The 21241-nt window shown below is 63.5% G+C and carries 20 protein-coding genes; 10 read left to right on the top strand and 10 right to left on the bottom strand.

Annotated features, from left to right (window positions below; genetic code table 11):
• Positions 1-7 precede the first annotated feature (7 nt).
• Positions 8-1807 carry an adenylate/guanylate cyclase domain-containing protein gene (locus N2602_RS18525; protein WP_212258504.1) on the top strand — a complete coding sequence of 600 codons (1800 nt, stop codon included), beginning with the start codon at positions 8-10 and terminating at the stop codon, positions 1805-1807.
• 19 nt (positions 1808-1826) lie between these two features.
• Here N2602_RS18525 and N2602_RS18520 read toward each other — a convergent pair whose 3' ends face one another.
• Positions 1827-2723, bottom strand: a complete 897-nt coding sequence (locus N2602_RS18520; RefSeq protein WP_260383506.1) for a DMT family transporter — start codon at positions 2721-2723, stop codon at positions 1827-1829.
• A gap of 767 nt (positions 2724-3490) precedes the next feature.
• On the opposite strand from N2602_RS18520, the gene N2602_RS18515 reads away from it, so the two are divergent.
• From N2602_RS18515 to N2602_RS18490, 6 genes are all read left to right on the top strand, one after another.
• Positions 3491-7261, top strand: coding sequence for a vitamin B12-dependent ribonucleotide reductase (locus tag N2602_RS18515; RefSeq protein WP_260383505.1), 3771 nt, complete (start codon positions 3491-3493; stop codon positions 7259-7261).
• Between the two features lie 191 nt (positions 7262-7452).
• Complete coding sequence (locus N2602_RS18510; protein ID WP_260383504.1) at positions 7453-7974, top strand: hypothetical protein; 522 nt, start codon at positions 7453-7455, stop codon at positions 7972-7974.
• Positions 7975-8315: 341 nt separating this feature from the next.
• Positions 8316-8849 carry a hypothetical protein gene (locus N2602_RS18505; RefSeq protein WP_260383503.1) on the top strand — a complete coding sequence of 178 codons (534 nt, stop codon included), beginning with the start codon at positions 8316-8318 and terminating at the stop codon, positions 8847-8849.
• Positions 8850-9172: 323 nt separating this feature from the next.
• On the top strand, positions 9173-9688 hold the full coding sequence (locus N2602_RS18500; protein WP_260383502.1) for a ParB N-terminal domain-containing protein: 516 nt from the start codon (positions 9173-9175) through the stop codon (positions 9686-9688).
• A 333-nt stretch (positions 9689-10021) separates the two neighbouring features.
• Positions 10022-11224 carry a calcium-binding protein gene (locus tag N2602_RS18495; protein ID WP_260383501.1) on the top strand — a complete coding sequence of 401 codons (1203 nt, stop codon included), beginning with the start codon at positions 10022-10024 and terminating at the stop codon, positions 11222-11224.
• 21 nt (positions 11225-11245) lie between these two features.
• Positions 11246-12106: a phasin family protein gene (locus tag N2602_RS18490; protein ID WP_260383500.1), complete on the top strand. Its 861-nt coding sequence runs from the start codon at positions 11246-11248 to the stop codon at positions 12104-12106.
• 141 nt (positions 12107-12247) lie between these two features.
• Here N2602_RS18490 and N2602_RS18485 read toward each other — a convergent pair whose 3' ends face one another.
• Positions 12248-12550 carry a hypothetical protein gene (locus N2602_RS18485; protein ID WP_260383499.1) on the bottom strand — a complete coding sequence of 101 codons (303 nt, stop codon included), beginning with the start codon at positions 12548-12550 and terminating at the stop codon, positions 12248-12250.
• A 236-nt stretch (positions 12551-12786) separates the two neighbouring features.
• On the opposite strand from N2602_RS18485, the gene N2602_RS18480 reads away from it, so the two are divergent.
• On the top strand, positions 12787-13791 hold the full coding sequence (locus N2602_RS18480; protein ID WP_260383498.1) for a hypothetical protein: 1005 nt from the start codon (positions 12787-12789) through the stop codon (positions 13789-13791).
• 189 nt (positions 13792-13980) lie between these two features.
• On the opposite strand, the gene N2602_RS18475 is transcribed toward N2602_RS18480, so the two are convergent.
• The 5 genes from N2602_RS18475 to N2602_RS18455 all read right to left on the bottom strand — a co-directional run bounded on the left by N2602_RS18475 (position 13981) and on the right by N2602_RS18455 (position 17124).
• A complete protein-coding gene (locus N2602_RS18475) occupies positions 13981-14487 on the bottom strand; it encodes a hypothetical protein (RefSeq protein WP_172788635.1) in 507 nt (168 codons plus the stop codon).
• Positions 14488-14807: 320 nt separating this feature from the next.
• A complete protein-coding gene (locus tag N2602_RS18470; RefSeq protein ID WP_172788634.1) occupies positions 14808-15089 on the bottom strand; it encodes a hypothetical protein in 282 nt (93 codons plus the stop codon).
• Between the two features lie 264 nt (positions 15090-15353).
• The gene (locus tag N2602_RS18465; protein ID WP_260383497.1) at positions 15354-15887 is read right to left on the bottom strand and encodes a helix-turn-helix domain-containing protein; all 534 of its coding nucleotides are present in this window, start codon (positions 15885-15887) and stop codon (positions 15354-15356) included.
• Positions 15888-16015: 128 nt separating this feature from the next.
• Positions 16016-16651 carry a cell envelope biogenesis protein TolA gene (locus N2602_RS18460; protein WP_260383496.1) on the bottom strand — a complete coding sequence of 212 codons (636 nt, stop codon included), beginning with the start codon at positions 16649-16651 and terminating at the stop codon, positions 16016-16018.
• A 68-nt stretch (positions 16652-16719) separates the two neighbouring features.
• Positions 16720-17124 carry a VOC family protein gene (locus tag N2602_RS18455; RefSeq protein ID WP_260383495.1) on the bottom strand — a complete coding sequence of 135 codons (405 nt, stop codon included), beginning with the start codon at positions 17122-17124 and terminating at the stop codon, positions 16720-16722.
• Positions 17125-17526: 402 nt separating this feature from the next.
• Here N2602_RS18455 and N2602_RS18450 point away from each other — a divergent pair, with 402 nt between their 5' ends.
• Positions 17527-17877, top strand: a complete 351-nt coding sequence (locus N2602_RS18450; RefSeq protein ID WP_100234511.1) for a zinc ribbon domain-containing protein YjdM — start codon at positions 17527-17529, stop codon at positions 17875-17877.
• Between the two features lie 20 nt (positions 17878-17897).
• Here N2602_RS18450 and N2602_RS18445 read toward each other — a convergent pair whose 3' ends face one another.
• Positions 17898-18101, bottom strand: a complete 204-nt coding sequence (locus N2602_RS18445) for a hypothetical protein (protein WP_260383494.1) — start codon at positions 18099-18101, stop codon at positions 17898-17900.
• 243 nt (positions 18102-18344) lie between these two features.
• Between N2602_RS18445 and N2602_RS18440 the strand changes: the two genes are divergently transcribed.
• Entirely contained in the window at positions 18345-19655 is a 1311-nt protein-coding gene (locus N2602_RS18440; protein WP_260383493.1) for a hypothetical protein, read from the top strand.
• Positions 19656-19659: 4 nt separating this feature from the next.
• Here N2602_RS18440 and pdxY read toward each other — a convergent pair whose 3' ends face one another.
• Together pdxY and N2602_RS18430 are read right to left on the bottom strand one after the other, a co-directional pair.
• Positions 19660-20478: a pyridoxal kinase gene (gene pdxY / locus N2602_RS18435; RefSeq protein ID WP_260383492.1), complete on the bottom strand. Its 819-nt coding sequence runs from the start codon at positions 20476-20478 to the stop codon at positions 19660-19662.
• Between the two features lie 58 nt (positions 20479-20536).
• Positions 20537-21169 (bottom strand): TetR family transcriptional regulator, encoded by a 633-nt coding sequence (locus tag N2602_RS18430; protein WP_172788556.1) that lies wholly within the window; start codon positions 21167-21169, stop codon positions 20537-20539.
• Positions 21170-21241 lie beyond the last annotated feature (72 nt).

Genomic DNA, 21241 nt, shown 5'->3' with positions numbered 1-21241 from the left:
AGTAGTCATGACGGACGGTGCTGCGCAGTCCTCTTCGTGCACGATGCCTCCGCGTCGCTCGCTGTTCTGTAAGTACTTCGCGACGTTGTTTGTCGCTGCGGTCGTGCCTCTGATACTCGGCGCGGCCGTCGAGGCTTCTTTCGGGTACCGGGACCAGCGCCGCCAGATCAGCGCGGTTCTGCAGGCCGATGCTCGCGCTGCGTCCGACAGGATCGAGGCGTTCACCGATGGCATCCGAGATCAGCTGGGTTGGGTGGTGCAGCTTCCCTGGTCTGCCGGAGGTGATGCGCAACATAAGATCGATGCCTTGCGCCTCCTGCAGCAGGTCCCTGCAATCGTCTCGGTTTCGCTTCTTGATGAGACCGGCACCGAACGGGTCTTTGTTTCCAGGCTGCTTCTGAACAGGACCGGGCGCGGCATTGATATGTCGACGGATCCCGCTGTTCTGGGCGCACGCGCCAACGAAGTCTGGTACGGACCGGTTCAGTACCGGCGAGATTCAGAGCCCTATATGAGGATCGCGGTTGCCGGGAGCCTGCCGGCCGCGGGGGTTGCGATCGCCGAGGTCAATCTGAAGCTGATCTGGGATGTCATCGCAGCCATTAGAATTGGCGAGACCGGCTACGCCATAGTTGTCGATGATTCCGGTCATCTGATCGCACATCCCGATATCAGTCGGGTTCTGCGCGGCCGCGCCAGCTCCGGCAGTTTTGGCCCGATCAAGCATCTCGTTGGCGCGACGAGCGGAGCGGCGGTGATAACCGGGGAGCGAGGCAACCCGGTGGTGGCGCTATCCGTTCAGGCCGCCGATGTGGGATGGACGGTGATCGCGATGCAGCCGACCTCGGAAGCCTTTGCATCAATTCGCGCGGCCTTGTGGCGCTCGTCAATTCTCATTGCCTTTGGTGTTCTTATCGCGCTGGCGCTCGCCTATTGGCGCGCGCACAGAATGTCCGGTCCTATCAAGCAACTGGAGGAGGGCGTGGAGCGGATCAGAACCGGACAATTCGAGCATCGCATCAAGATCTTCAGCGGTGACGAGTTGCAGCAACTGGCGTTGCGCTTCAACGAAATGGCTTCTGAACTGGCGATCTCGCAGCAGAAATCTGCGCGGATCGAACGGCTGAAGCAGTTCCTGCCGTCACAGGTCGCCGAATTGGTCGAGCATTCTCATGAACTGCTCGAAGGGCAGCGACGCGAAGTGGCTGTCATTTTTGGCGACTTGCGCGGCTTCACGGCGTTCTCCACGCGAAATGAACCCGATGTCATCATGGCCGTGATGCGAGAGTACTACGAGGCCGTCGGCGCCGTGACGACTCGTCACGAGGCAACGCTCATCGGCTTTGATGGCGACGGAGTCATGCTCCTGGTCAATGCCCCGATCGCATGCGAACAGCCGGCAACGCAAGCGGTCCGGCTCGCGATCGACCTGCAAATGACGGTGCAGTCCCTTGCCGGCAAATGGTGTGACGCCGGCCACGCGATCGGCTTTGGTGTGGGCGTTGCCATGGGTCCGGCAACGGTAGGAACGGTTGGCTATAACGGTCGGCTGGACTACACGGCGATGGGAGCCGTGGTGAATCTGGCATCGCGGCTCTGCAATCTCGCGAAGGACGCGCAGATCCTGGCCGATCCCACGATCGCCGGAAGGGTAAGGGACAGCGTTCCGTTGGCCTCGCTCGGACAGCGGAGCATCAAAGGCTACGACCAGGCTCTCGAAGTCTTTGCTGTCGCACCTGCTGACCTGCCGTTGAAACCGCCGGGCTCGGCGCAACGCCGGCGAGAGAAAGAGCTTCAGGACCACTGATATCTCAGCGTCCGGAAGGCTAACGCGTCGCCATCACCACGGCGGCCAGCGTGAGCAGCAGCGCGGCGATCTGCCCTGCCCCGAGCGGCTCGCCCAGCGCCACGGCCGAGGTCACGACGCCGATCACCGGCACCGCCATGGTGCCGATCGCCGCGACCGAGGCCGGCAGGCGCGCGAGCGCAGCGAACCAGCTGACATAGGCGATGCAGAACTGCCCGACGACCGAATAGACCAGGAGCCACCAGCCGAGCGGCGTCACCTGCGACAGATGCGTGGTCTCGACCAGGAGGCCGACGATCGAGACCGGCAGGCAGCCGATCCCGATCTGCCAGGCTGCGGCGGTGAGCGGCGGCAGGCGGATCGGGTACTTCTTCGAGAACACCGTGCCGACGGCAAAGCCGAATGCGCCGACGAGCGCCATGACGATGCCTGGCAGCTTCTCGACGCTGGCGGCAAAGCCGTTGCCGCCCATGATCGTGGCAAGGCCGGCGAAGGCCAGCAGCAGCCCCAGCGTGCGCAGGAGCGTCGGCTGCTCGCCGAGCACCGGCCAGGCGATGACCGAAGCCCAGACCGGCATGGTGTAGGCGATCAGCGCCGCCTCGCTCGCCGGCAGCCAGAGCAGCGCCAGCCCCATCAGCACCATCCAGCCGGTGACGTTGAGCACGGCCGAGGTGAGGAGGCGCGGCCAGATCGCGCCCTCCACCTGCAGGCTTTGCCGGCGGATCACCGCAAGCAGTGCCAGCAGCAGCGCGCCGAGCACGCCGGTGACCCCGCGCAGCGTCAAAGGCGGCAGCTCGGCGAGCAGGAATTTCGTCACCGGCCAGTTGAAGCCCCAGCCGACCGAGGTGATCGCAAGGAACATCAGGCCGGCCGGGGCGATGCGCGGCCGCACGCCCGGCGTCGTCGAATCAAGCATGTCAGGTAGTCCGGCAAAATCGACAGTCAGCTTGGCCCGGATTCGCAGGTCCCACCACCACTTCGGCGGGCATGCCTGCCCTCACCTTCCGTAGGGCTACGTGAGTCCTGCTGACGCAATCCCATTGCTCAAAAATATAGCTGCCCTGTGAACAGCGGGATGAAGCTTCCGCATCATCACGGGATGCAAATTTTTTCGGTTGGGAATCCCTGAGGACTCACTGATACTTGGGTCCACAACAGGCGCGGCGCTGCCCCTGTTATCCCCCACAATCCACCATATTTAGTATTTGATTCAGGAACTCGCACTAGTTCTTGACGGGCGCAACGGAGAGTCCTAGTTTTCGGTCCGTTCGGCGCGAGTGAGTTTGCGTCCCGCCGGCACTCCCCCAAAGGGTCTCGCAAATCTCCGCTCCGCCAGCCGGCCAAAGGCTGCGGATGAGGGCTTGTCTGCCCTCGGAATGCAGGCTCTTCGGGCGCCAGAACGGGCCGGCAACAGGCTCGGATGGCATCGAAGACGAAGTGACGTTGTGGGGCGTTGGACGCATGTCGCACGCATCCCCTTGGGGGCGGATGGGTGTGGACATGCCGGCGGGATGATCGATGCGACGCATCGGGGTCGTGCCGGGAAAAAACAGGGCCGGATCCACCGGCTGAACTGCGGTGCCCCAAGGCCGAACGGCTGAAGGCGCCCGCGAGATGCAATGACGACCCGGCACGCCCACAACGAGGGGCGGGACTGGTCAAAGAAAAGGACGGGGCAAGACAATGCGGATTGAGCGGCGCCACACCACCCAAGGACAGTCACCTTATGCGGGAATCGACTTCCGCCTGACCACGTCGGAGATTCGCAATCCCGACGGCTCGGTCGTGTTCAAGCTCGACAATGTCGAGGTGCCCACGGAGTGGTCGCAGGTCGCCTCCGACGTGCTGGCCCAGAAATATTTCCGCAAAGCCGGCGTTGCCGCGCGCCTGAAGAAGGTCGAGGAGGAATCCGTCCCCTCCTTCCTGTGGCGCTCCGTGCCCGATACCGATGCGCTCAATGCGCTGCCCGAGAAAGAGCGCTATGTCAGCGAGCTCTCGGCCAAGCAGGTGTTCGACCGCCTCGCCGGCTGCTGGACCTATTGGGGCTGGAAGGGCAAGTACTTCTCGACCGACGACGACGCCCAGGCCTTCTATGACGAGCTCCGCTACATGCTCGCCATGCAGATGGTGGCGCCGAACTCGCCGCAATGGTTCAACACCGGCCTGCACTGGGCCTATGGCATCGACGGCCCCGGCCAGGGCCATTATTACGTCGACCCCTTCACCGGCAAGCTGACCAAGTCCAAGTCGGCCTATGAGCACCCGCAGCCGCACGCCTGCTTCATCCAGGGCGTCGGTGACGACCTCGTCAACGAAGGCGGCATCATGGACCTCTGGGTCCGCGAGGCGCGCCTGTTCAAATACGGCTCCGGCACCGGCTCCAACTTCTCGCGCCTGCGCGGCGAAGGCGAAAAGCTCTCCGGCGGCGGCCGCTCCTCGGGCCTGATGAGCTTCCTCAAGATCGGCGACCGCGCCGCGGGCGCGATCAAGAGCGGCGGCACCACGCGCCGCGCCGCCAAGATGGTCGTCGTCGACGTCGATCACCCCGACATCGAGACCTATATCGACTGGAAGGTGAAGGAGGAGCAGAAGGTCGCCGCCCTCGTCACGGGCTCCAAGATCAACCAGAAGCACCTCAAGGCGGTGCTGAAGGCCTGCGTCAACTGCGAAGGCTCGGGCGACGATTGCTTCGACCCCGAGAAGAACCCTGCCCTGCGCCGGGAAATCAAGCTCGCGCGCCGCAGCCTCGTGCCCGACAATTACATCAAGCGCGTCATCCAGTTTGCCAAGCAAGGCTACAAGGACATCCAGTTCGACACCTACGACACCGACTGGGATAGCGAAGCCTATCTCACCGTCTCGGGCCAGAACTCCAACAACTCGGTCTCGCTCAAGGACGACTTCCTCCGCGCGGTCGAGACCGACGGCGACTGGAATCTCAACGCCCGCACCTCCAGGAAGGTGACGAAGACGCTGAAGGCGCGCGACCTCTGGGAGAAGATCGGCTACGCCGCCTGGGCCTCGGCCGATCCGGGCCTGCACTTCAACACCACGATGAACGACTGGCACACCTGCAAGGCGTCCGGCGACATCCGCGCCTCCAATCCGTGCTCGGAATACATGTTCCTGGACGACACGGCGTGCAACCTCGCCTCGGCCAACTTGCTGACGTTCTACAACACCGAAACCAAGCGCTTCGACGTCGAAGGCTATGAGCACCTCTGCCGGCTCTGGACCATCGTGCTGGAAATCTCCGTCATGATGGCGCAGTTCCCGTCGAAGGCGATCGCCGAGCTCTCCTACGAGTTCCGCACGCTCGGCCTCGGCTACGCCAACATCGGCGGCCTCCTGATGACCATGGGCCTGCCCTATGACTCTAAGGAAGGTCGCGCGCTCTGCGGCGCGCTGACCGCCGTCATGACCGGCATCACCTACAAGACCTCGGCCGAGATCGCCGCCGAGCTCGGCACCTTCCCCGGCTACAAGAAGAACGCCGCGCACATGCTGCGCGTGATCCGCAACCACCGCCGCGCCGCGCACGGCGAGGCCTCCGGCTATGAGGCGCTCAGCGTCAACCCGGTGCCGCTCGACCTCGTCTCCTGCCCGCAAGGAGATCTCGTGGGCCATGCCCAGGCGGCCTGGGATGCGGCGCTCGAGCTCGGCGAGAAGCACGGCTATCGCAACGCCCAGACCACGGTGATCGCGCCGACCGGCACGATCGGCCTCGTCATGGATTGCGACACCACCGGCATCGAGCCCGACTTCGCGCTGGTCAAGTTCAAGAAGCTCGCCGGCGGCGGCTACTTCAAGATCATCAACCGTGCGGTGCCGGCCGCACTGCGCGCGCTCGGCTATCGCGAGAGCGAGATCGCGGAGATCGAGGCCTACGCCGTCGGCCACGGCTCGCTCTCCAACGCCCCCGGCATCAACGCCTCGACCCTCAAGGCCAAGGGCTTCACCGATGAAGCCATCGCCAAGGTCGAGAAGGCCCTGCCGACCGCCTTCGACATCAAGTTCGCCTTCAACAAGTGGACCTTTGGCGAGGATTTCATCCGCGACCAGCTCGGCATCGGCGCCGAAGCCATTGCGGCTCCGGGCTTCGACCTGCTCCAGGCCGTCGGCTTCACCAAGCGTGAGATCGAGGCGGCCAACGTCCACATCTGCGGCGCGATGACGGTGGAGGGTGCCCCGCACCTCAAGGCCGAGCACTATCCGGTGTTCGACTGCGCCAACCCCTGCGGCAAGATCGGCAAGCGCTATCTGTCGGTCGAGAGCCACATCCGCATGATGGCGGCGGCGCAGCCCTTCATCTCGGGTGCGATTTCCAAGACCATCAACATGCCGAACGACGCCACGGTGGAGGACTGCAAGTCCGCCTACATGCTGTCGTGGAAACTGGCGCTGAAGGCCAACGCGCTCTATCGCGACGGCTCGAAGCTCAGCCAGCCGCTCAACTCGCAGCTCATCAGCGACGATGAGGACGAGGACGATGCGGTCGAGCTGCTGCACGAGAAGCCGATGGCGGCGCGCGCCACCCATGTGGCCGAAAAGGTCGTCGAGAAGCTGGTCGAGCGCATCGTCGTGATGCGCGAGCGCGAGAAGATGCCGGATCGCCGCAAGGGCTACACCCAGAAGGCGGTGGTCGGCGGCCACAAGGTCTACCTGCGCACCGGCGAATACGATGACGGCCGTTTGGGCGAGATCTTCATCGACATGCACAAGGAAGGCGCGGCGCTGCGCTCCTTCATCAACAACTTCGCCATCGCGGTGTCGCTCGGCCTGCAATACGGCGTGCCGCTGGACGAATATGTCGACGCCTTCACCTTCACCCGCTTCGAGCCGGCGGGCCCCGTGCAGGGCAACGACAGCATCAAGTACGCGACCTCGATCCTCGACTACGTCTTCCGCGAGCTGGCGGTGAGCTATCTCTCGCGCTTCGACCTCGCCCACGTCGATCCCAACGAGACGGGCTTCGACGCGCTCGGCAAGGGCGTCGAGGAAGGCAAGGAGCCGGACGAGGACGGCGGCCACCACGCGACAAAACTGGTCTCGCGCGGCCTCACCCGCTCGCGCACGGACAACCTCGTCGTGATGCGCGGCGGCTCGGCCGCGGTCAGCCAAGGCAACGACAGCGCGCCCTCCGGCGGCAGCCGGGTCACGGCGCTGGCCGCCCACGGCACCTCGTCCCGCCTCAGTGACACCATCGAAGGCGCCGTCGCCCTGAAGCAGGAAGCCCAGCACGATCTGTCGCCGACGGAGAAGCTCGAGCAGCTGCAGTGGAGCAAGGCCGGCAGCGCCGCAACGCTGGTCCCGAGCAAGGCCGAGCGCCGCGCAGAGGCGAAGGCCAAGGGCTACGAGGGCGAGATGTGCAGCGAGTGCGGCAACTTCACGCTGGTGCGGAATGGCACGTGCATGAAGTGCGATACTTGCGGCAGCACGACGGGGTGTTCGTGAGGGGGTAGAGCGCGCCGAAGCTAGTTCGAATTGACCCGAACATCTGCGAAGGGCGGCCGAAAGGCCGCCTTTTCTATTTACAACCAGAGCATAGCATCTTAACAATAGACAACTTAACAGAAAATTTCGTCTTTTGGCTTTTCAGAACTGACTCTATTTTCCACCCGCAAGCAGCAGAACGATTTGAGAAGATGGATCGTGATACCCACCCCGTCTGGACGGTGTACGATAAACTGCGCTCCGCAAGGCTTAACGTAAAATATTACAGCTGCCGCCTTCAGCTGGCCGAAAGAACTAATTTTTGGATTGAACTCCTGCTCCTAGCATCTGCGCCATCCTCAGCAATCGCAGGACTCTGGTTTTGGGGAACGGAGTACGGGAAATATGTATGGCAATACCTGGGAATTCTGACTGCGGTAGCAGCTGTCACAAAGCCGCTTCTAGGTCTCACTAAACGTATAAAGGACTACGAAAACATTTTGTCTGGATACCGTACACTCGAATACGACCTCATGGAGATTAAGTCATCAATCGAGCAGAAGCAGAAATACGACCAGATACATCAGAGCGAATTGAAGAAAGCTATTCAGCGCGAAAAGATTCTCATCTCAAAGAATCCAGAAACACGTGAGTCCAAGAGAGTGAAGCGGATGTGTGAGGAGGAGGTCCGCCAAGAATTGCCTCCTGAAAGTTTTTTCATCCCAGCGGAGTGAGGCCGTGACCACGTCTTTTGAAACGAGTAACCAACCCAAGCCCCAACCCAGCCCCGAGCCACGCCCAGCCCCTCGTCCCGAGCCTCGCCCGGCGCCGCCGCCCACTCCAAGACACGAACCTTGGCCCCTACCTGAACATGTCGAGCCGGATACGCCTTGGCCAAGGAAATAAGCCAAAGATGGATGAAGCGAAGCAATACCCACCGTCAGGGTTGACCAGCTCGTAGGATGGGTAGAGCGGAGCGAAACCCATCGGCGGCCAAGACAACTTTGGGCTTCGCAAGGGCTCCATCCATCCTACCGGACTACGCACACTTTTTGTTTCGGCTGAGAAAATCCAAATGGATATCAAATATTGGGAAACCGTGGCTGAACTAATTCAGCATGTTATCACGCCTGGCGCGCTCATCGTCGGCGGCATCTGGGCTTACCGGCGCTATATCGTTGAAGAGAACAACTATCCACACATCGAGACCTCCTCGGAGATTACCTTCGTAGGCTCGCAGGGTGACTTCTGGATTGTGGAGTTGATTGCCATCCTGAATAACAAGGGCAAGGTGCAGCATAAGATAAACAAGTTCGAGTTCGACCTCGCTGCGATCTATGCAGAGGACAGTATCGACGTAACGCGGAAATACGGCGGGCAAGTCAAGTTCCCGCATAAGGTCGTCAAAGGATCTTTCATACCGAAGACTTTCGAATACTTCACGGTAGGGCCGTCCGTGGTCGCAAAATACTCCTACGTCGCGCGCGTTCCGAGAAAAGCAACATACCTCCTTCTCGATTGTTCGTTCGACTACGCGGATGGACGAGGCTTTAGCCATACATTCGGGAAGACGGTACAGGTACCGCGGTGGCTCGAGCTTAACGGATGACCGACAAACGGAAGTAAGCAAGCGTAGCCGGATGGAGCGCAATCCGGGACAGTGCAACTTGGTGAGCCCCCGGATTTACGCTTCGCCCCGAATTACGGTGAGTGCACGATATTATTCGCTATTGCCGGATCGGCCAATTCCGCTGACTTTCACATGCGCCCCCGGACTGAGTGCACTGCCCTCCTGATCGCATCTTGGCTCCGGCTTCGCTACCCATCATTCCCCCTCGCCATAATTGCCTTTGCGGCCGAGCCCTTCCCTCTTAAACTCCCAACCCCACCGGCATGGGTTCCGACGAGCCCGGTAGAAGCGGAGTAGAAGTCATGCCCAAACCGGAAAGCTTCCCGATCGAAAAGATCTTCGTTCCCACGAAGCAGAAGAAAGCCATCAAGCCCGAAATCGTCGGGGAGATCGCGGAAAGTATTCTGGAGATCGGACAACAGGCCCCCATTTCCGTTTGGCTCGACGGAGACCGCCTGGTTCTGGTGGAGGGACTGCATCGGTTAGAGGCCTGCAAGGCGCTCGGCGAGACGACCATTCTCGGCGTCCTGGTCCCGGCCGAGCTTGCTCAACACAAGCCGCAGCTAGCCGAACGCCCCGAAGTCGAGGCAGAGCGCATCAAGATGGCGCGATTGAAGCAGCTGCGGCTGGAGAAGGAAGCCGCAGAGGCATCGGCGGCTGCCTTGAAGGGCGCTGGCGCAACGCAAGCGCCGCGCACCCGTCCGGCGAAAGGCGTCCGCGACAATCCGAAGGCATCAGCGGGCCGGACGGCGAAATCGACACCGAAATCATTGTCGGACTGGATCACGCAGCAGAAGAGCAGCGGCGGGCGCTATTGATTGTCGTCGCCAGAATCTCTGGTGATAGCTCGTAGCTTGTAGGGTGGGTTAGCGCAGCGTAACCCACCTCTGTTCGTATCCGCAGAGACAGAAGCGGTGGGTTACGCCGCGCGAACTGCGCTTCGCGCAGTCGCGGGGCTAACCCACCCTACGCACCATCTCCACGCTCGCGCCCGCAGTTCCAGCCTCACGATCAAACTCTCTCCCGAATTCCTACAAATCTCTGCCATCGACCAAAGGTAGAATGCTGCCGGTGAAGCGTGGTCAACAACGCGACTTGCAAGAAAATCTGCACGCGGGCCCGCTTCCGACAATGGAACTGGGAGTTACGCCATGCAGCATCTGCCGAACGACACCTTCGACGTCACCCTCGACCAGTTTGGTCAAATCGCGACCGTGTACGGAGACCCCGGCTTTCCTTCAAGCACGGACGTCGTCGGCGGCAACGACACCGTGACGGCCACCGTCACCGAGCGCAATACGCAACTCACTGTTTTCGGCGACGACCACACGACGCTGCTTGGTCACTCGCAAGGCGGAAACGACACGCTCATTGCCGACATCGGCGGCGGCTGGAACACCGCGCTCGTGGTGGGCGACACCCAATCGATGATCGACGACGCCAAAGGCGGCCACGACACCATCGTCGCGGATGCCTATGGCACCGTCTACACCACCGTTTCGGCCTTCGGCGACGTCGCGGACGACATGTCGGGCAACGCGCGGGGCGGCAATGACGACATCACCGGCTCGATCGGGTGGCGTGGCGGCGCCAATTTGTTCGCGGGCGATGCCGGCGGTTCCATGATCGACACCTCGCACGGCGGCAATGACACGATCGATGTCAGCGTTCTCACCATCGATGGCGGAGCAACCGTCAGCGGCGACGCGATCGGCGCCATGCGCGGCCTTGCGCAAGGCGGCAACGACAATCTGAGCGCCACCCTGGACGGCGACAGCCCGATATCCGGCGCCAGCCTGTCGGGGGATTCGTCGACGTCCCTGATGGATCTGACCCAGGGCGGCGACGATATCTTGACCGTCAAGATGGCCGGCCAGTACGCTGACGCGAGCTCGTCGCTGTTCGGCGACGCGCCGGTCATGGCGGGTCATGCTCGTGGCGGCAACGATGTCCTCAACGGCAGCGCCGGCCGGGACTTCATGTATGGCGATGCGCGGATCTACACGCCTGCATCACCAGGCTCGATCACCGGCGGCAACGATACGCTGAACGGCGGCGCCGGCGACGACCAGCTTTGGGGCGGAGGAAACGGCGACATCTTCGTCTTCAACAAAGGTTCCGGCAACGACATGCTCAACGACTTCGACCAAGGCAACAAGGCGATGGGCAGCACCGCGACCGAGCACGATTTGATCGACGTGCACGATTACGGCTTTGCTGACTGGACGGCGCTATCGAGCCAGATCAAGGACAATGCCGCCGGCGATGCCGTGGTTCACCTCTCGGCGAACGACACCATCACCCTCGACGGCGTCCACGCTGCGAGCCTGCACGCGACCGACTTCCTCATCTGAGCGCGCAGGTTGGATTTCGTCATGCAGACGCGCGAAGCGCGTCTGCTCGGCGTAGCCCGCCTCCGCAGAAGCAAGAATGGTGGATTACGCGTTCGGCAAAAGAGCTCGTGGGATGTGGCAACAAAGGCGGCCATCCGCAGGTATCGCGATCCGCGACTCTTTGCCGGATACACCGAAGATGCAGCGGCAAAATCTCACCACATGGCCGCCACGCGGGCGACAGCCCACAATCGCGATTTCAGCGCAAACGCGACGGAGGCTCGCGGCTTCATCGATATTCGGGAGCCATTTGCAATGTTGAGTGCGGTGGGAAACAAGCCAACCGGAAAATCCGGCCGGCGCGGCGGCAAGAAGAAGTCGGGACAACGGACCGGGGCCAGCGAGCAACGCGCCAGTGCAGAGCATCAATTGCCGGATGCCTCGGCGGAGAACAGGCAAGAGACCGAGCAAAAGATCGAGCAAAAGATCGAGCAAGAGACCGAGCAAGAGCCGAGCCGACCGATCAGTGCGGAGATACCGTCGGCTGTAGCCCTGCCGGACGAGGCTTCCGGGATGCAGATCGCTGCAGGCCCGCCCGTCGCACCGGTCGAACCCTTGGAGGCCAGCACGCAGGCGATTGCCGACGCCTATAGCGACTACGTCAGGACGTCGCTCGAGCAAGCCTGGAACTTCCTGGGAAAGCTCGCGACGGCGCGCTCACCCGTCGAGGCGTTTGAGCTTCAGATGGCGTATGCGAAACAGGCATGCGACTCGTTTGTCGCCGAATCCCAGAAGATCACCGAGTTGCATGAACAATTGACCAGACAAAGGGTCATGCATCTTGAGGGGTTCGTGGCCAGGCTCACCCAGACGACGCTCGAAATCCGCGCGCTACGTCACTAAACGCTAGCTGCGTATTGCGGCGCCGGCGTAACCCTCCGGCTCTCCGCGCGCCGAGATGAATGAGGTGGGTTACGCTACGCGACTGCCCTTTGCGCCTTCGCGGAGCTAACCCACCCTACCCGCTTAAGGACCGCCTGGAGTTCAGTACCCTGACTTCGTGCCGGTGGTCGGCCTTGTGCTCGCGCCGGTGGTTTGACCTGTGGTTTGTCCGGTAGTTTTTCCTGGAGCGTAGCTCGACGCGCCGGGGCTGGTGCTCTTCGAGGCCTTCGCCTGATGCTTCTTCTTATGCCCAGGAGCGTAGCTGGAAGCGCCCGGCTCGCCCTTCTGGGAACCCATTTGCTGCATCTCCTGACCTGGCGTCTTGCTCGATACACCCTGAGCAAATACGGCTGGGGCTGTAGCCATGACAACGGCAGCCGAAAGCGCGATGATCCTTGCTTTCATGTTGTCCTCCTCGAACAGGCCCCCTCAAAGAAAACGGAATGGACCAGCGCCCGTTCCTCTCAGCGAACGGTCATGGTGAGACCAGCAAGGCGATCGCACGACAGCGCCGTGTCGCGCATCATGTGCCGAGCCCGCCATAATTTCTCCTTTGCACACGCGTTGTGTCGGACAGCGGCGAGACCTATCCTTGATCGGACTGCCTCCCATTGACGCCCGACCGAATGGAGAGCGCATCGATGCCTGACACGAACGACCCCAAACCAGAGACCCGCAAGGCCGATGACGCCAAGCCCGATGCAGCGAAGCCGGACGAGACACGTGCCGACAGCGGGCTGACTCGGGCCTACGACCGGATCAAGAGCGCAGAAGAAGACCTTGCGCGGCTGGACCGGCTGGTTTCCGGAATGGAACGCAGCAGCGAAGCCCCGCGGACCTCGCACGCAAGCGCCGCCGCCACGGCAGCCGCCACGTCCGCAAACAAGGCGGCGGCGCCTGATGCCAAGCCTCTCAACACCAAGCCTCTAAGCACCAAGCCTCGCGATCAGGGCCTGAGGAGAGACAAGGCCATGATGCGCGCTTTGGTCATTCTCGTGCTGGCGATCGGCCTGCTCGGTGCCGCCGTCGCCTCGCAATACAGCGGCGAGGCGACATCGATCGGCAAGTCGATCATGGCGCGATGGGCTCCGCCGGCCGCGAGCACACCCCCACAGGCGTCCGCGGCGGACAATCCGGCGCAGCCGGCGACGGTGCTGCTGGCGGCCGCGGATGAGCCGAGCCCGGTGTCTCCGCCGCCGGGGCCCAAGGACCCGGAAAGCGCTTCCAGGCCTGCCGCCGCGGCGGCCGAGCCGTCATCGTCCGAGCTCGCGCAATCGCTCAAGACCATCACGAGCGAGCTTGCGAACATCAGCGGCAAGCTCGAGCAGCTGAAGAGCCGCAGCGAGCAGACCCTGCGCGACCAGGCCGCCACCATCGAGCAGCTCAGGGGCGCGCAGGAGAAGGATGCGGCGGACAATGCGCGCCTCGCCGCCCAGGTCCAGGCGCTGCAAACGCAACTGAGCGCAACATCGGCCTCATCCGCCTCTGCGGCCGCCAAGCCCGTCGTGCGCAGCGTGGTGAACAACGATGCGCGTGCCCGGGCGCACGTACCAGACGCCGCGCCACGGCGCTCCAGACCGCCGCGAGGCCCCTGGATGCCGCCGCCTTATATGGCCGGCCCCTATTACGGCGATCCGGATTGGTGAGCCCGTTTCGCGAAGGGCGCGCTTGGATTTGAAGTGCCGTAGGGTGGTTAGCCTGCGGCGGCGCGAAGCGCAGTCCGCTCGCGTAACCCGCTCTTTGATTTCCGCGGAGGCAGGTATGGTGGGTTACGCCCTGTGATTGCGCTTCGCGCAATCACAGGGCTAACCCACCCTTACGGACCTACGCTCCCCTCACCGGACTTCGCTCATCGTCACCTTGGCCGCGATCCCCGTCAGCTCGGGCTCTTGCGGCGCCAGCTCCTCATCGGAAGATGGGCCGAACGAGACGTCGGTCATTCTGCGTTTGACCTGTTCGCAGGTCTTGCGAACGTCTTCGGTGAACAGCGCGCATTCTTCGATACGCTTGAAAATCTTCCGTCCTTCTTCCCGATAGCCTGCCGCCGTTTCCCGCATGAAGGCGATCGCATCATGAACCTGGGCCGTCAGCGCCTCGCACTTTTGCGCGGCGTCGATCAACTCGGTGCCCATGGCCTCGATCTCTTTCGCAGCGGACTCATAGTCGCGAATGACCGCTTCGGCACTGAGCGCACCGACGCGCGACACGCCCGCGGTGTGCTCGACGTAATCAGGTAGATTAATTGAAGTAATGGAGCTTCCCGACCGGATCGAACTGATATCGGCTTCGAGTTGGACCAAGTTCACTCCGTCCCGTCTGTGCAATTGTTCGACACTTGCCATGACTGTTCTCCCAATACGCGCCCAGAACCCCAAGCAGCATTGGGTTTATTACGGGGATAAGTGCCGTTCTACCTCTATGTATTCTTGACAGTCTCCACTTTGCCATTTTTGCCCAATCGCAATCCCTGCACGCAGAGATGGGCAGGCATCAAACTTCAATTTGTCCGCGTACCAAATGACGTGGTGCCGTAGGGTGGGCAAAGGCGCCCTTGCGCCGTGCCCACGTACTCTCACAATCACACGCAATGGTGGGCACGCTTCCGCCTTCGCTCTTCGAGCTACGGCGGACAAGTCGCTTTGCCCACCCTGCGAATTGCCGCCTACCACCAATACGGCCAGCGCCATCCCTCATAGCGCACGTAGGACGGCACGAAGGGCGGGCCGTAGGGATCGACCTTGTCGTCCTCGGGGCGATAGCGATAGCGCGGGACGATGTTGTAATCCCACGGCGTCGGCCTCAGCACGGGCGCCGTGACGATGAGCCGCTCTTGTGGGGCGCGAACGACGACGGCTTTCCGCGCCCTCGCTTCCGCACCTGATGTTGCAAGGCTGCTCAGCACGAGCGCCGTTCCGAGCGCAAAGGCGGCGGTCATCTTTGTCATGCGGTGGTCTCCTTCGCTCAAAGAGTGCAAAAGGATGCCGCGCAAGGCAAGCAAATTTCGCGCGAGGTGCGGACATAAGGGCTGTCGGCTTTTGCGCTCCGACCTCTCCCCGTCATTGCGAGCGCAGCGAAGCAATCCAGAGTCCCTCCTCGGAGACAGTCTGGATTGCTTCGCTGCGCTCGCAATGACGGAGAATGGATGCAAAAGTATTCCGAATAACCAACAGAGTCCCGGATGTCGCTTCGCTCATCCGGGCTACGAAACCTACGCCGCATCCATCTCCTCCGCCGCCCCCGCCACCAGCCGGTCGAGGCCGACCATCAAGAGATCGGCGATGTGCATCAGCTGATACAGCGGAATGTCCGCCTCGCCCTGCTCGGCCGACGCCACGAAGGCTGGCGTGACACTGAGGTGTTCGGCGAGCTGGGCTGTGGTGTAGCCGCGGGCCTCGCGCGTCGCCTTGACGCGGGCGCCGATGCCGCGGCGGTGCCGGGCCTGCTCCTCCATGGTCATCATCACCGCCTGCTCGTCCGCGCTCGCATAGCCGTCCGCGAACGCGCTGCCGATCAGCCGGCCCTTGCGCCAGGCGACGCGGCAGCCCTTGCGCAGGCCGCCCCTGAAGATCAGCGTGAACTGCTCGGCGACCCACAGCGACGAATTGAACTCCAGCCGCGCGCCGGCGGCGGAAACGTCGCGGATCGTGCAGGGCACGCTGACCGTGCCGCCGCTGCCATTGTCGAATTCGACGATGCCGGTCCTCAGCGTGTGATGCCTGACTGCGGCGCGATGATCACCCATGACGGCTCCCGAAGCGCAATTCCTATCGGGGCGAAGATAGCGCGGAATTTTGGCTCAACTCCTAAACGTCGGGCGAAACGGCGGGGACCGGACGGCATGGTAAAGAAATTCCTCCCCACCTGCGAAAGTCACTCGCGCGCGCGGCGCAGGGCCTGCTCGAGCTTCTTCCTCTGCCTGTCCCAGCGCTCCTGCTCGGCCTCGGCGCGCGCATCGAGCGCGGCGCGCTCGGCTTCGATCGCCTCGGCCTTGGCGTCGTGCTCGCGCCGCGCCTTGTCGAGCGCAGCTTCCGCTGCGGCGACCGCCTTGTCGCGGCGTGCGCGCTCCCTGGCGCGGGCGGCCTCTTCCTTGGCACGCGCGGCCTCGCGCCGTCGCTCCTCCTTCTCGAACTCCGCTGCGGCCTTGCGGGCCGCCGCATCATCGATTTCGCGGCTTGCTTTCCGCGCCGCCTTGGCGGGACGCTTCTGCGCTCCCGATTTGCTCTTCGATCTTCTCCTGGGCCTCGTCTCGCCCTCGCCGAGATCGCTCGGCAGCTCCGCGCTTTCGGTGAACGGGCCATCCGAGCCGACCGGGCGCCTGAGCACGACACCCGGCTTTGCCATGGTCGCGGCGACGATGTCGGGGTCGTCCGTCTCCTTGGCAACGCCTTGATGGAACAGATTGGAGCTGGCGCCCCAGGCCTCAAGCGCCGCCTTCATCGAGGGCGCGGCGATCGCCTGATCGTAGAAGCCGAGCGAGGTCTGGTAGGTCTTCAGTTTCTTTGGCATGTCGCTCCGATGCCGGCGCAGCTTTCCGCGAGCGAGCGTAGCCCGGGTGGAGCAAAGCGCAATCCGGGCTACTCACGTCCCAGCAGCGCGTCATAGCCTTGCGCGCTGAACGCCAGCAGACAGAAGCCGTGCCCGAACGGATCGGCCAGCATCGCGATCCGCCCATAGGGCGCATCGCGCGCGTCCGCCTCGAGGATCGCGCCCGCAGCGAGCGCACGCGCGACGGCTGCGTCGACATCGTCGACGACGACGTCGATATGCACCGGCGTCCAGTGCCGCTCATAGCGGCGACGATCGCCGCCGGCGCCGACCGTGCCGGCCTGCTTGGTCAGGAGATACACCGGCGCCGGCCAGCCGTTGAGCTCGACGAAGTCGGCGCCGAAGCGGCGGCCGACCGTGAGGCCGAAGGCTTCAGTGTAGAACGTCGTGGCTTTCGCCACGTCGGGAACATCGATGTTGAGAAGGAAGCTCATGAGGGGCTCGTCGCAGATTGCGGAGCGAGCCTAGCCCGGATGGAGCGTCAGCGTAATCCGGGATGGTGCCGCACCCGACGGCCCTGATGAATCACCCCGCAACGGACGAACGCCACCATGGCATCATGCCATTGTTTTGCCCGACGGGTCAAATGTTCGTTCGGGATTACCGAATATAAACAAAGCCCCAGGATTCCAAAGGCATGTCTACTGTGCATGGGGTTGTTTTTCGAAAAACTTCTTGCTTGGCCGCGCCCTCACTCGCCACGTTCGTCGCGCGTTTCTCGGTGATATCGCACCGGCAGGTAACGCTCGGCCCACGCCGTTGGCAGCTTTTCCTTGCTTTCCCGGTTCCCGCCTCTACGGTCGCGCCGCGAACGAACCCGCGAGACAAGACCCGTCATGACCGACACGATGAAATGCCCGACCTGCAATTCCGAGCACGCCTATCAGGACCGCGATCTCTGGGTCTGCCCGGAATGCGGCCATGAATGGAGCGGCGCAGCGGAAGCGGCTGCAGACACGGCGCAGGATGCGGGCGTGCGCGATGCCAACGGCAATGTGCTCGCCGACGGCGACAGCGTCATCGTGATCAAGGATCTCAAGATCAAGGGCTCGTCCTCGGTGGTCAAGGGCGGCACCAAGGTGCGCAACATCCGCCTGCAGGACGCCAGCGACGGCCACAACATCGCCTGCAAGATCGACGGCATCGGCGCGATGAATCTGAAGTCGGAGTTCGTGAGGAAGGCCTAGCTCGCGCTTCAGGGCGGTGCTCAGCCACCGAGCACGTTGCCCCAGCCATCGAACAGGTAGGTCTTCCAGGCCACGGTCCCATCCGCGCCGGGCCGGCTGGCGCGCCGGTAGTCCTCGGCCTGATCGGCGGTCCAGGTAATGATCGTGTCCGAAACACGATCGTGCAGGATGGCGGGCTCGGTGGGGTCGAAGGCGTCCATGGGACGAAGCGAGGGATGCGTCATGGCGCCTCCAACGCACCAGCAGCAACAAAGTTGCGGCAATGCCGCATGGAACCGGGCGTTGCACCTGGGCAACACCTGCCTCGAAAAGCCCGCAACCGCCGATTTGCGCCATTGCGCCGCCACAACGTGGCCCGAACAATGGGCGTGCTGCGTGCCTTTCCGTGCAAGACTGTTTCGTCAGACTGTTTGCATCACCACTGTTCGAGCCAGACGCTTCGAACAGACCGTTTGGAGGCAGGGATCATGAACGATCGGCGGTCTCTTCTGGTGGCGGTGTCGTGTCCCTCGGCCGTTCTCGCCGGCTGGCTCGCATTGTCTCTCTCGGCCTATGCGCCTGCGCTGATCGAGAACAGCGGTGCCAATGCAGCCGCCATCTCGCGCGCCAAGGATCACGCCAAGGATCACGGCCGCATCGACCTCGCCGACGTGCCGCGGGCTGCGACCATCGAGGATGGCCTCGCCTTGACCGCCGACATCGCTGCCGCCGTCGCTGCCACCCCTGCTACGCCAGCAGAGGCAACGCCGGAGCAGCCCGCCTCCACCGTCAAGCTTGCCTCGGCCGACCCGGTGCTGATCCTGCCGGCGGAACCTGCTCCCGCGCCGCAGATCTCCCCCGAACCGGAGCCGATCGTCAGCGAGATTGCCCCCGCCCCTCTGCCCGACCCCGTCAAGCTCGCATCCGCCGATCCCACCGAGATCGTGACGACGGACGCATTGTCGCCCGCGGCGATCGCGAGCGGTCCTGTCGCGCCTGCGAGCAAGGCGTCTCCGCCCGCCGACACCGTCGCCGTGCTCGACGAATGCTTCGTCATGGATACCTGCATCGACCGCTATCTCTGGGCGCTCTATCAGCGCACCGCCAAGGAAGACACGATCAAGGTTCAGGAGCGGCGCGCGGTCACCATCAAGCGCAAGGGCAAGACCGTCACGGTGATGCGCAGCTTCACCAAGCTGGTCGATCAGGACTTCACCTGGAAGGATCCGAACGCGGCCGAGCGCGCCGGCATGTCGATGATGGACTACGTCATCGGCGGCATGGACAAGAGCTTCAAGCAGAAGCTGTTCCGCATGATGCTCGCGGCCGAAGCTGCCGGCCTGTCGCCGGGCATCACCAGCGCGTTCCGCGACGATTATCGCCAGTCGATCGCAAGCGGCCTGAAGGCCGCGTCCAACCGCTCCTATCATGGCGGCAGCACACGCGGCGGGTATGGCCACGGCATGGCCGCGGACATCGTCAGCACGCAAGGCAATAATCGGGCACAGCGCTGGGTCTCGACCGAAATCCTGTGGAAGTGGGTCGATGCCAACGGCAAGGCGTTCGGCATCGGCAGGCCCTATCTCGGCCGCGATCCGCCGCATGTCGGCCCGATCGACGGCAAGGAATATATCTCGAAGCGCGGCACCTCCGATCGCAAGGACGTTGCCAGCGCCAAGCCGAAGAAGCCGCGCGCCATCGCCAGCGCCAAGCCGCCGAAGGCCCACGCCGCGCGCGAGCAGAAGAGCCCGGCCAAGCCGCAGAAATCGGCGCAATCGGCCGTCAAGCGCGCGACCTGACGGTTTACGGCTTGCGCTCCGCCGTCGGCAGCGGCACCAGCCGCATCTCGGCCGAGCCGGCGTCCTGCGTCCGCACCAGCACCGCAAAAACCGTGTCGACCGCGCGCCGCACGGCCGAGCCCATCGCTTCGCCCTTGGCCAGATGCGCCGCGATCAGCCCGGTGAGGAGATCGCCGGTGCCGTAGGGGCGGATCGGCAGGCGCGGCGTCGCAAAGCGCGACAATCGCCCGTCGCTGCACAGGATCGTCTCGACCTGCCCGGCCGCCGTGTCAGCGAGGGTGCAGCCGGTGGCGACGACGTCGGTGCGGCCCGTCCCTGCCAGCATCGCACACGCCGCACTCAGGCCCTCGGCATCTGCAATCGTCGCTCCCGAGAGCAGCTCGAGCTCGAACTGGTTCGGCGTCGTCAGGTTCGCCGCCGGCAGCAGCCGGTGCCGGACCACGTCCAAAATGCCGTCCGCGACATAGACGCGGCCGTCGTCACCGATCACGGGGTCGCAGAGATAGACCAGCTTCGCATTCCGCGAACGCGCCCGCTCGACGAAATCGGCGATCACGGCGGCATTGCCGGGCGAGCCGAGATAGCCGGTGACGAGCACCGCAGCCTCGTCGACCAGGCCGCGCTCCTCGACACCCTTCAGGAGATCGGCGACCAGCTCGGTCTCCAGCACCCGCCCGCGCAGGCTCGGATAGCGCGGATGGTTGGACAGCAGCGTCGTCGGCACCGCCGCAACGTTCACGCCCTCCGCCTGCATGGCATACGCGGCCGCGCTGTTGCCGACATGGCCGTGGACCACCTGGCTCTGGATCGAGATGACGAGCATGAAGGAGGTCCGTACGGACAAACGCGGGGCGATGCAAGTGTCGCCCGGATCTCGCGCTTCAGCGTCGGGCCAATTCCCCGAGATAGGCGCAGAACATGTCGGCCAGCCCGTCGGCATGACGCGCAATCTCGGCCTCGCTGCGCCGGGTCTCCGAAAATCGCTTGCCGGCCTCGCTGAGCGTGGTCGTGATCAGCTCGCCGGCGAGGCCGCGCGTCGCATTGGAAGCTTTGGGCAGCGCCTCTCGCATGAAGACATCGACGATGCCCCTGCTGGCCGCCCGGGCCTCGCGCGCTTCGGGCGCGTCACGATAGAGCGGCGCGGCGTCGTTGAGGGCCGTGCGCATCGCAGCCTCCTCGCACTCGGAGCGGATGAAGGCATGGACCAGCGCGCGCAACCGCGCCGGTGGCGGCTTGGCGCGATCCGCGAGGATACCGCGCAGCAGCTCGCTCGTATGCCGCCACTCGTCGCTCTGGAGACGAAACAGGATCGCGGCCTTGTTTGGAAAATATTGATAGAGCGACCCGACGCTCACCCCGGCCCGCTCCGCCACCCGCGCCGTGGTGAAACGCTGCGCGCCCTCCTTCGCTAGAACCTGAACAGCCGCATCCAGAATGGCCGCCACCAGCTCCGTTGAGCGAGCTTGCTGCGGCTGTTTTCGTGAGGAAATTGAACGGCTTCGACGGTCGGCCATGGCTCGCTCGGGCAATGCGAATAGGAAACGCGACGAATTAGTCGTATTTCAATCGGCGCGCAAGCACGCGCT

This window comes from Bradyrhizobium sp. NC92 (assembly GCF_025200865.1).
In the GTDB taxonomy this organism is placed as follows: domain Bacteria; phylum Pseudomonadota; class Alphaproteobacteria; order Rhizobiales; family Xanthobacteraceae; genus Bradyrhizobium.
This window is presented reverse-complemented; position numbering and strand designations above follow the sequence as displayed.

Coding starts and splice junctions, on each gene's coding strand:
- N2602_RS18525 (WP_212258504.1), top strand. CDS start 8: ATGACGGACGGTGCTGCGCAGTCCTCTTCGTGCACGATGCCTCCGCGT.
- N2602_RS18520 (WP_260383506.1), bottom strand. CDS start 2,723: ATGCTTGATTCGACGACGCCGGGCGTGCGGCCGCGCATCGCCCCGGCC.
- N2602_RS18515 (WP_260383505.1), top strand. CDS start 3,491: ATGCGGATTGAGCGGCGCCACACCACCCAAGGACAGTCACCTTATGCG.
- N2602_RS18510 (WP_260383504.1), top strand. CDS start 7,453: ATGGATCGTGATACCCACCCCGTCTGGACGGTGTACGATAAACTGCGC.
- N2602_RS18505 (WP_260383503.1), top strand. CDS start 8,316: ATGGATATCAAATATTGGGAAACCGTGGCTGAACTAATTCAGCATGTT.
- N2602_RS18500 (WP_260383502.1), top strand. CDS start 9,173: ATGCCCAAACCGGAAAGCTTCCCGATCGAAAAGATCTTCGTTCCCACG.
- N2602_RS18495 (WP_260383501.1), top strand. CDS start 10,022: ATGCAGCATCTGCCGAACGACACCTTCGACGTCACCCTCGACCAGTTT.
- N2602_RS18490 (WP_260383500.1), top strand. CDS start 11,246: ATGCAGACGCGCGAAGCGCGTCTGCTCGGCGTAGCCCGCCTCCGCAGA.
- N2602_RS18485 (WP_260383499.1), bottom strand. CDS start 12,550: ATGAAAGCAAGGATCATCGCGCTTTCGGCTGCCGTTGTCATGGCTACA.
- N2602_RS18480 (WP_260383498.1), top strand. CDS start 12,787: ATGCCTGACACGAACGACCCCAAACCAGAGACCCGCAAGGCCGATGAC.
- N2602_RS18475 (WP_172788635.1), bottom strand. CDS start 14,487: ATGGCAAGTGTCGAACAATTGCACAGACGGGACGGAGTGAACTTGGTC.
- N2602_RS18470 (WP_172788634.1), bottom strand. CDS start 15,089: ATGACAAAGATGACCGCCGCCTTTGCGCTCGGAACGGCGCTCGTGCTG.
- N2602_RS18465 (WP_260383497.1), bottom strand. CDS start 15,887: ATGGGTGATCATCGCGCCGCAGTCAGGCATCACACGCTGAGGACCGGC.
- N2602_RS18460 (WP_260383496.1), bottom strand. CDS start 16,651: ATGCCAAAGAAACTGAAGACCTACCAGACCTCGCTCGGCTTCTACGAT.
- N2602_RS18455 (WP_260383495.1), bottom strand. CDS start 17,124: ATGAGCTTCCTTCTCAACATCGATGTTCCCGACGTGGCGAAAGCCACG.
- N2602_RS18450 (WP_100234511.1), top strand. CDS start 17,527: ATGACCGACACGATGAAATGCCCGACCTGCAATTCCGAGCACGCCTAT.
- N2602_RS18445 (WP_260383494.1), bottom strand. CDS start 18,101: ATGACGCATCCCTCGCTTCGTCCCATGGACGCCTTCGACCCCACCGAG.
- N2602_RS18440 (WP_260383493.1), top strand. CDS start 18,345: ATGAACGATCGGCGGTCTCTTCTGGTGGCGGTGTCGTGTCCCTCGGCC.
- pdxY (WP_260383492.1), bottom strand. CDS start 20,478: ATGCTCGTCATCTCGATCCAGAGCCAGGTGGTCCACGGCCATGTCGGC.
- N2602_RS18430 (WP_172788556.1), bottom strand. CDS start 21,169: ATGGCCGACCGTCGAAGCCGTTCAATTTCCTCACGAAAACAGCCGCAG.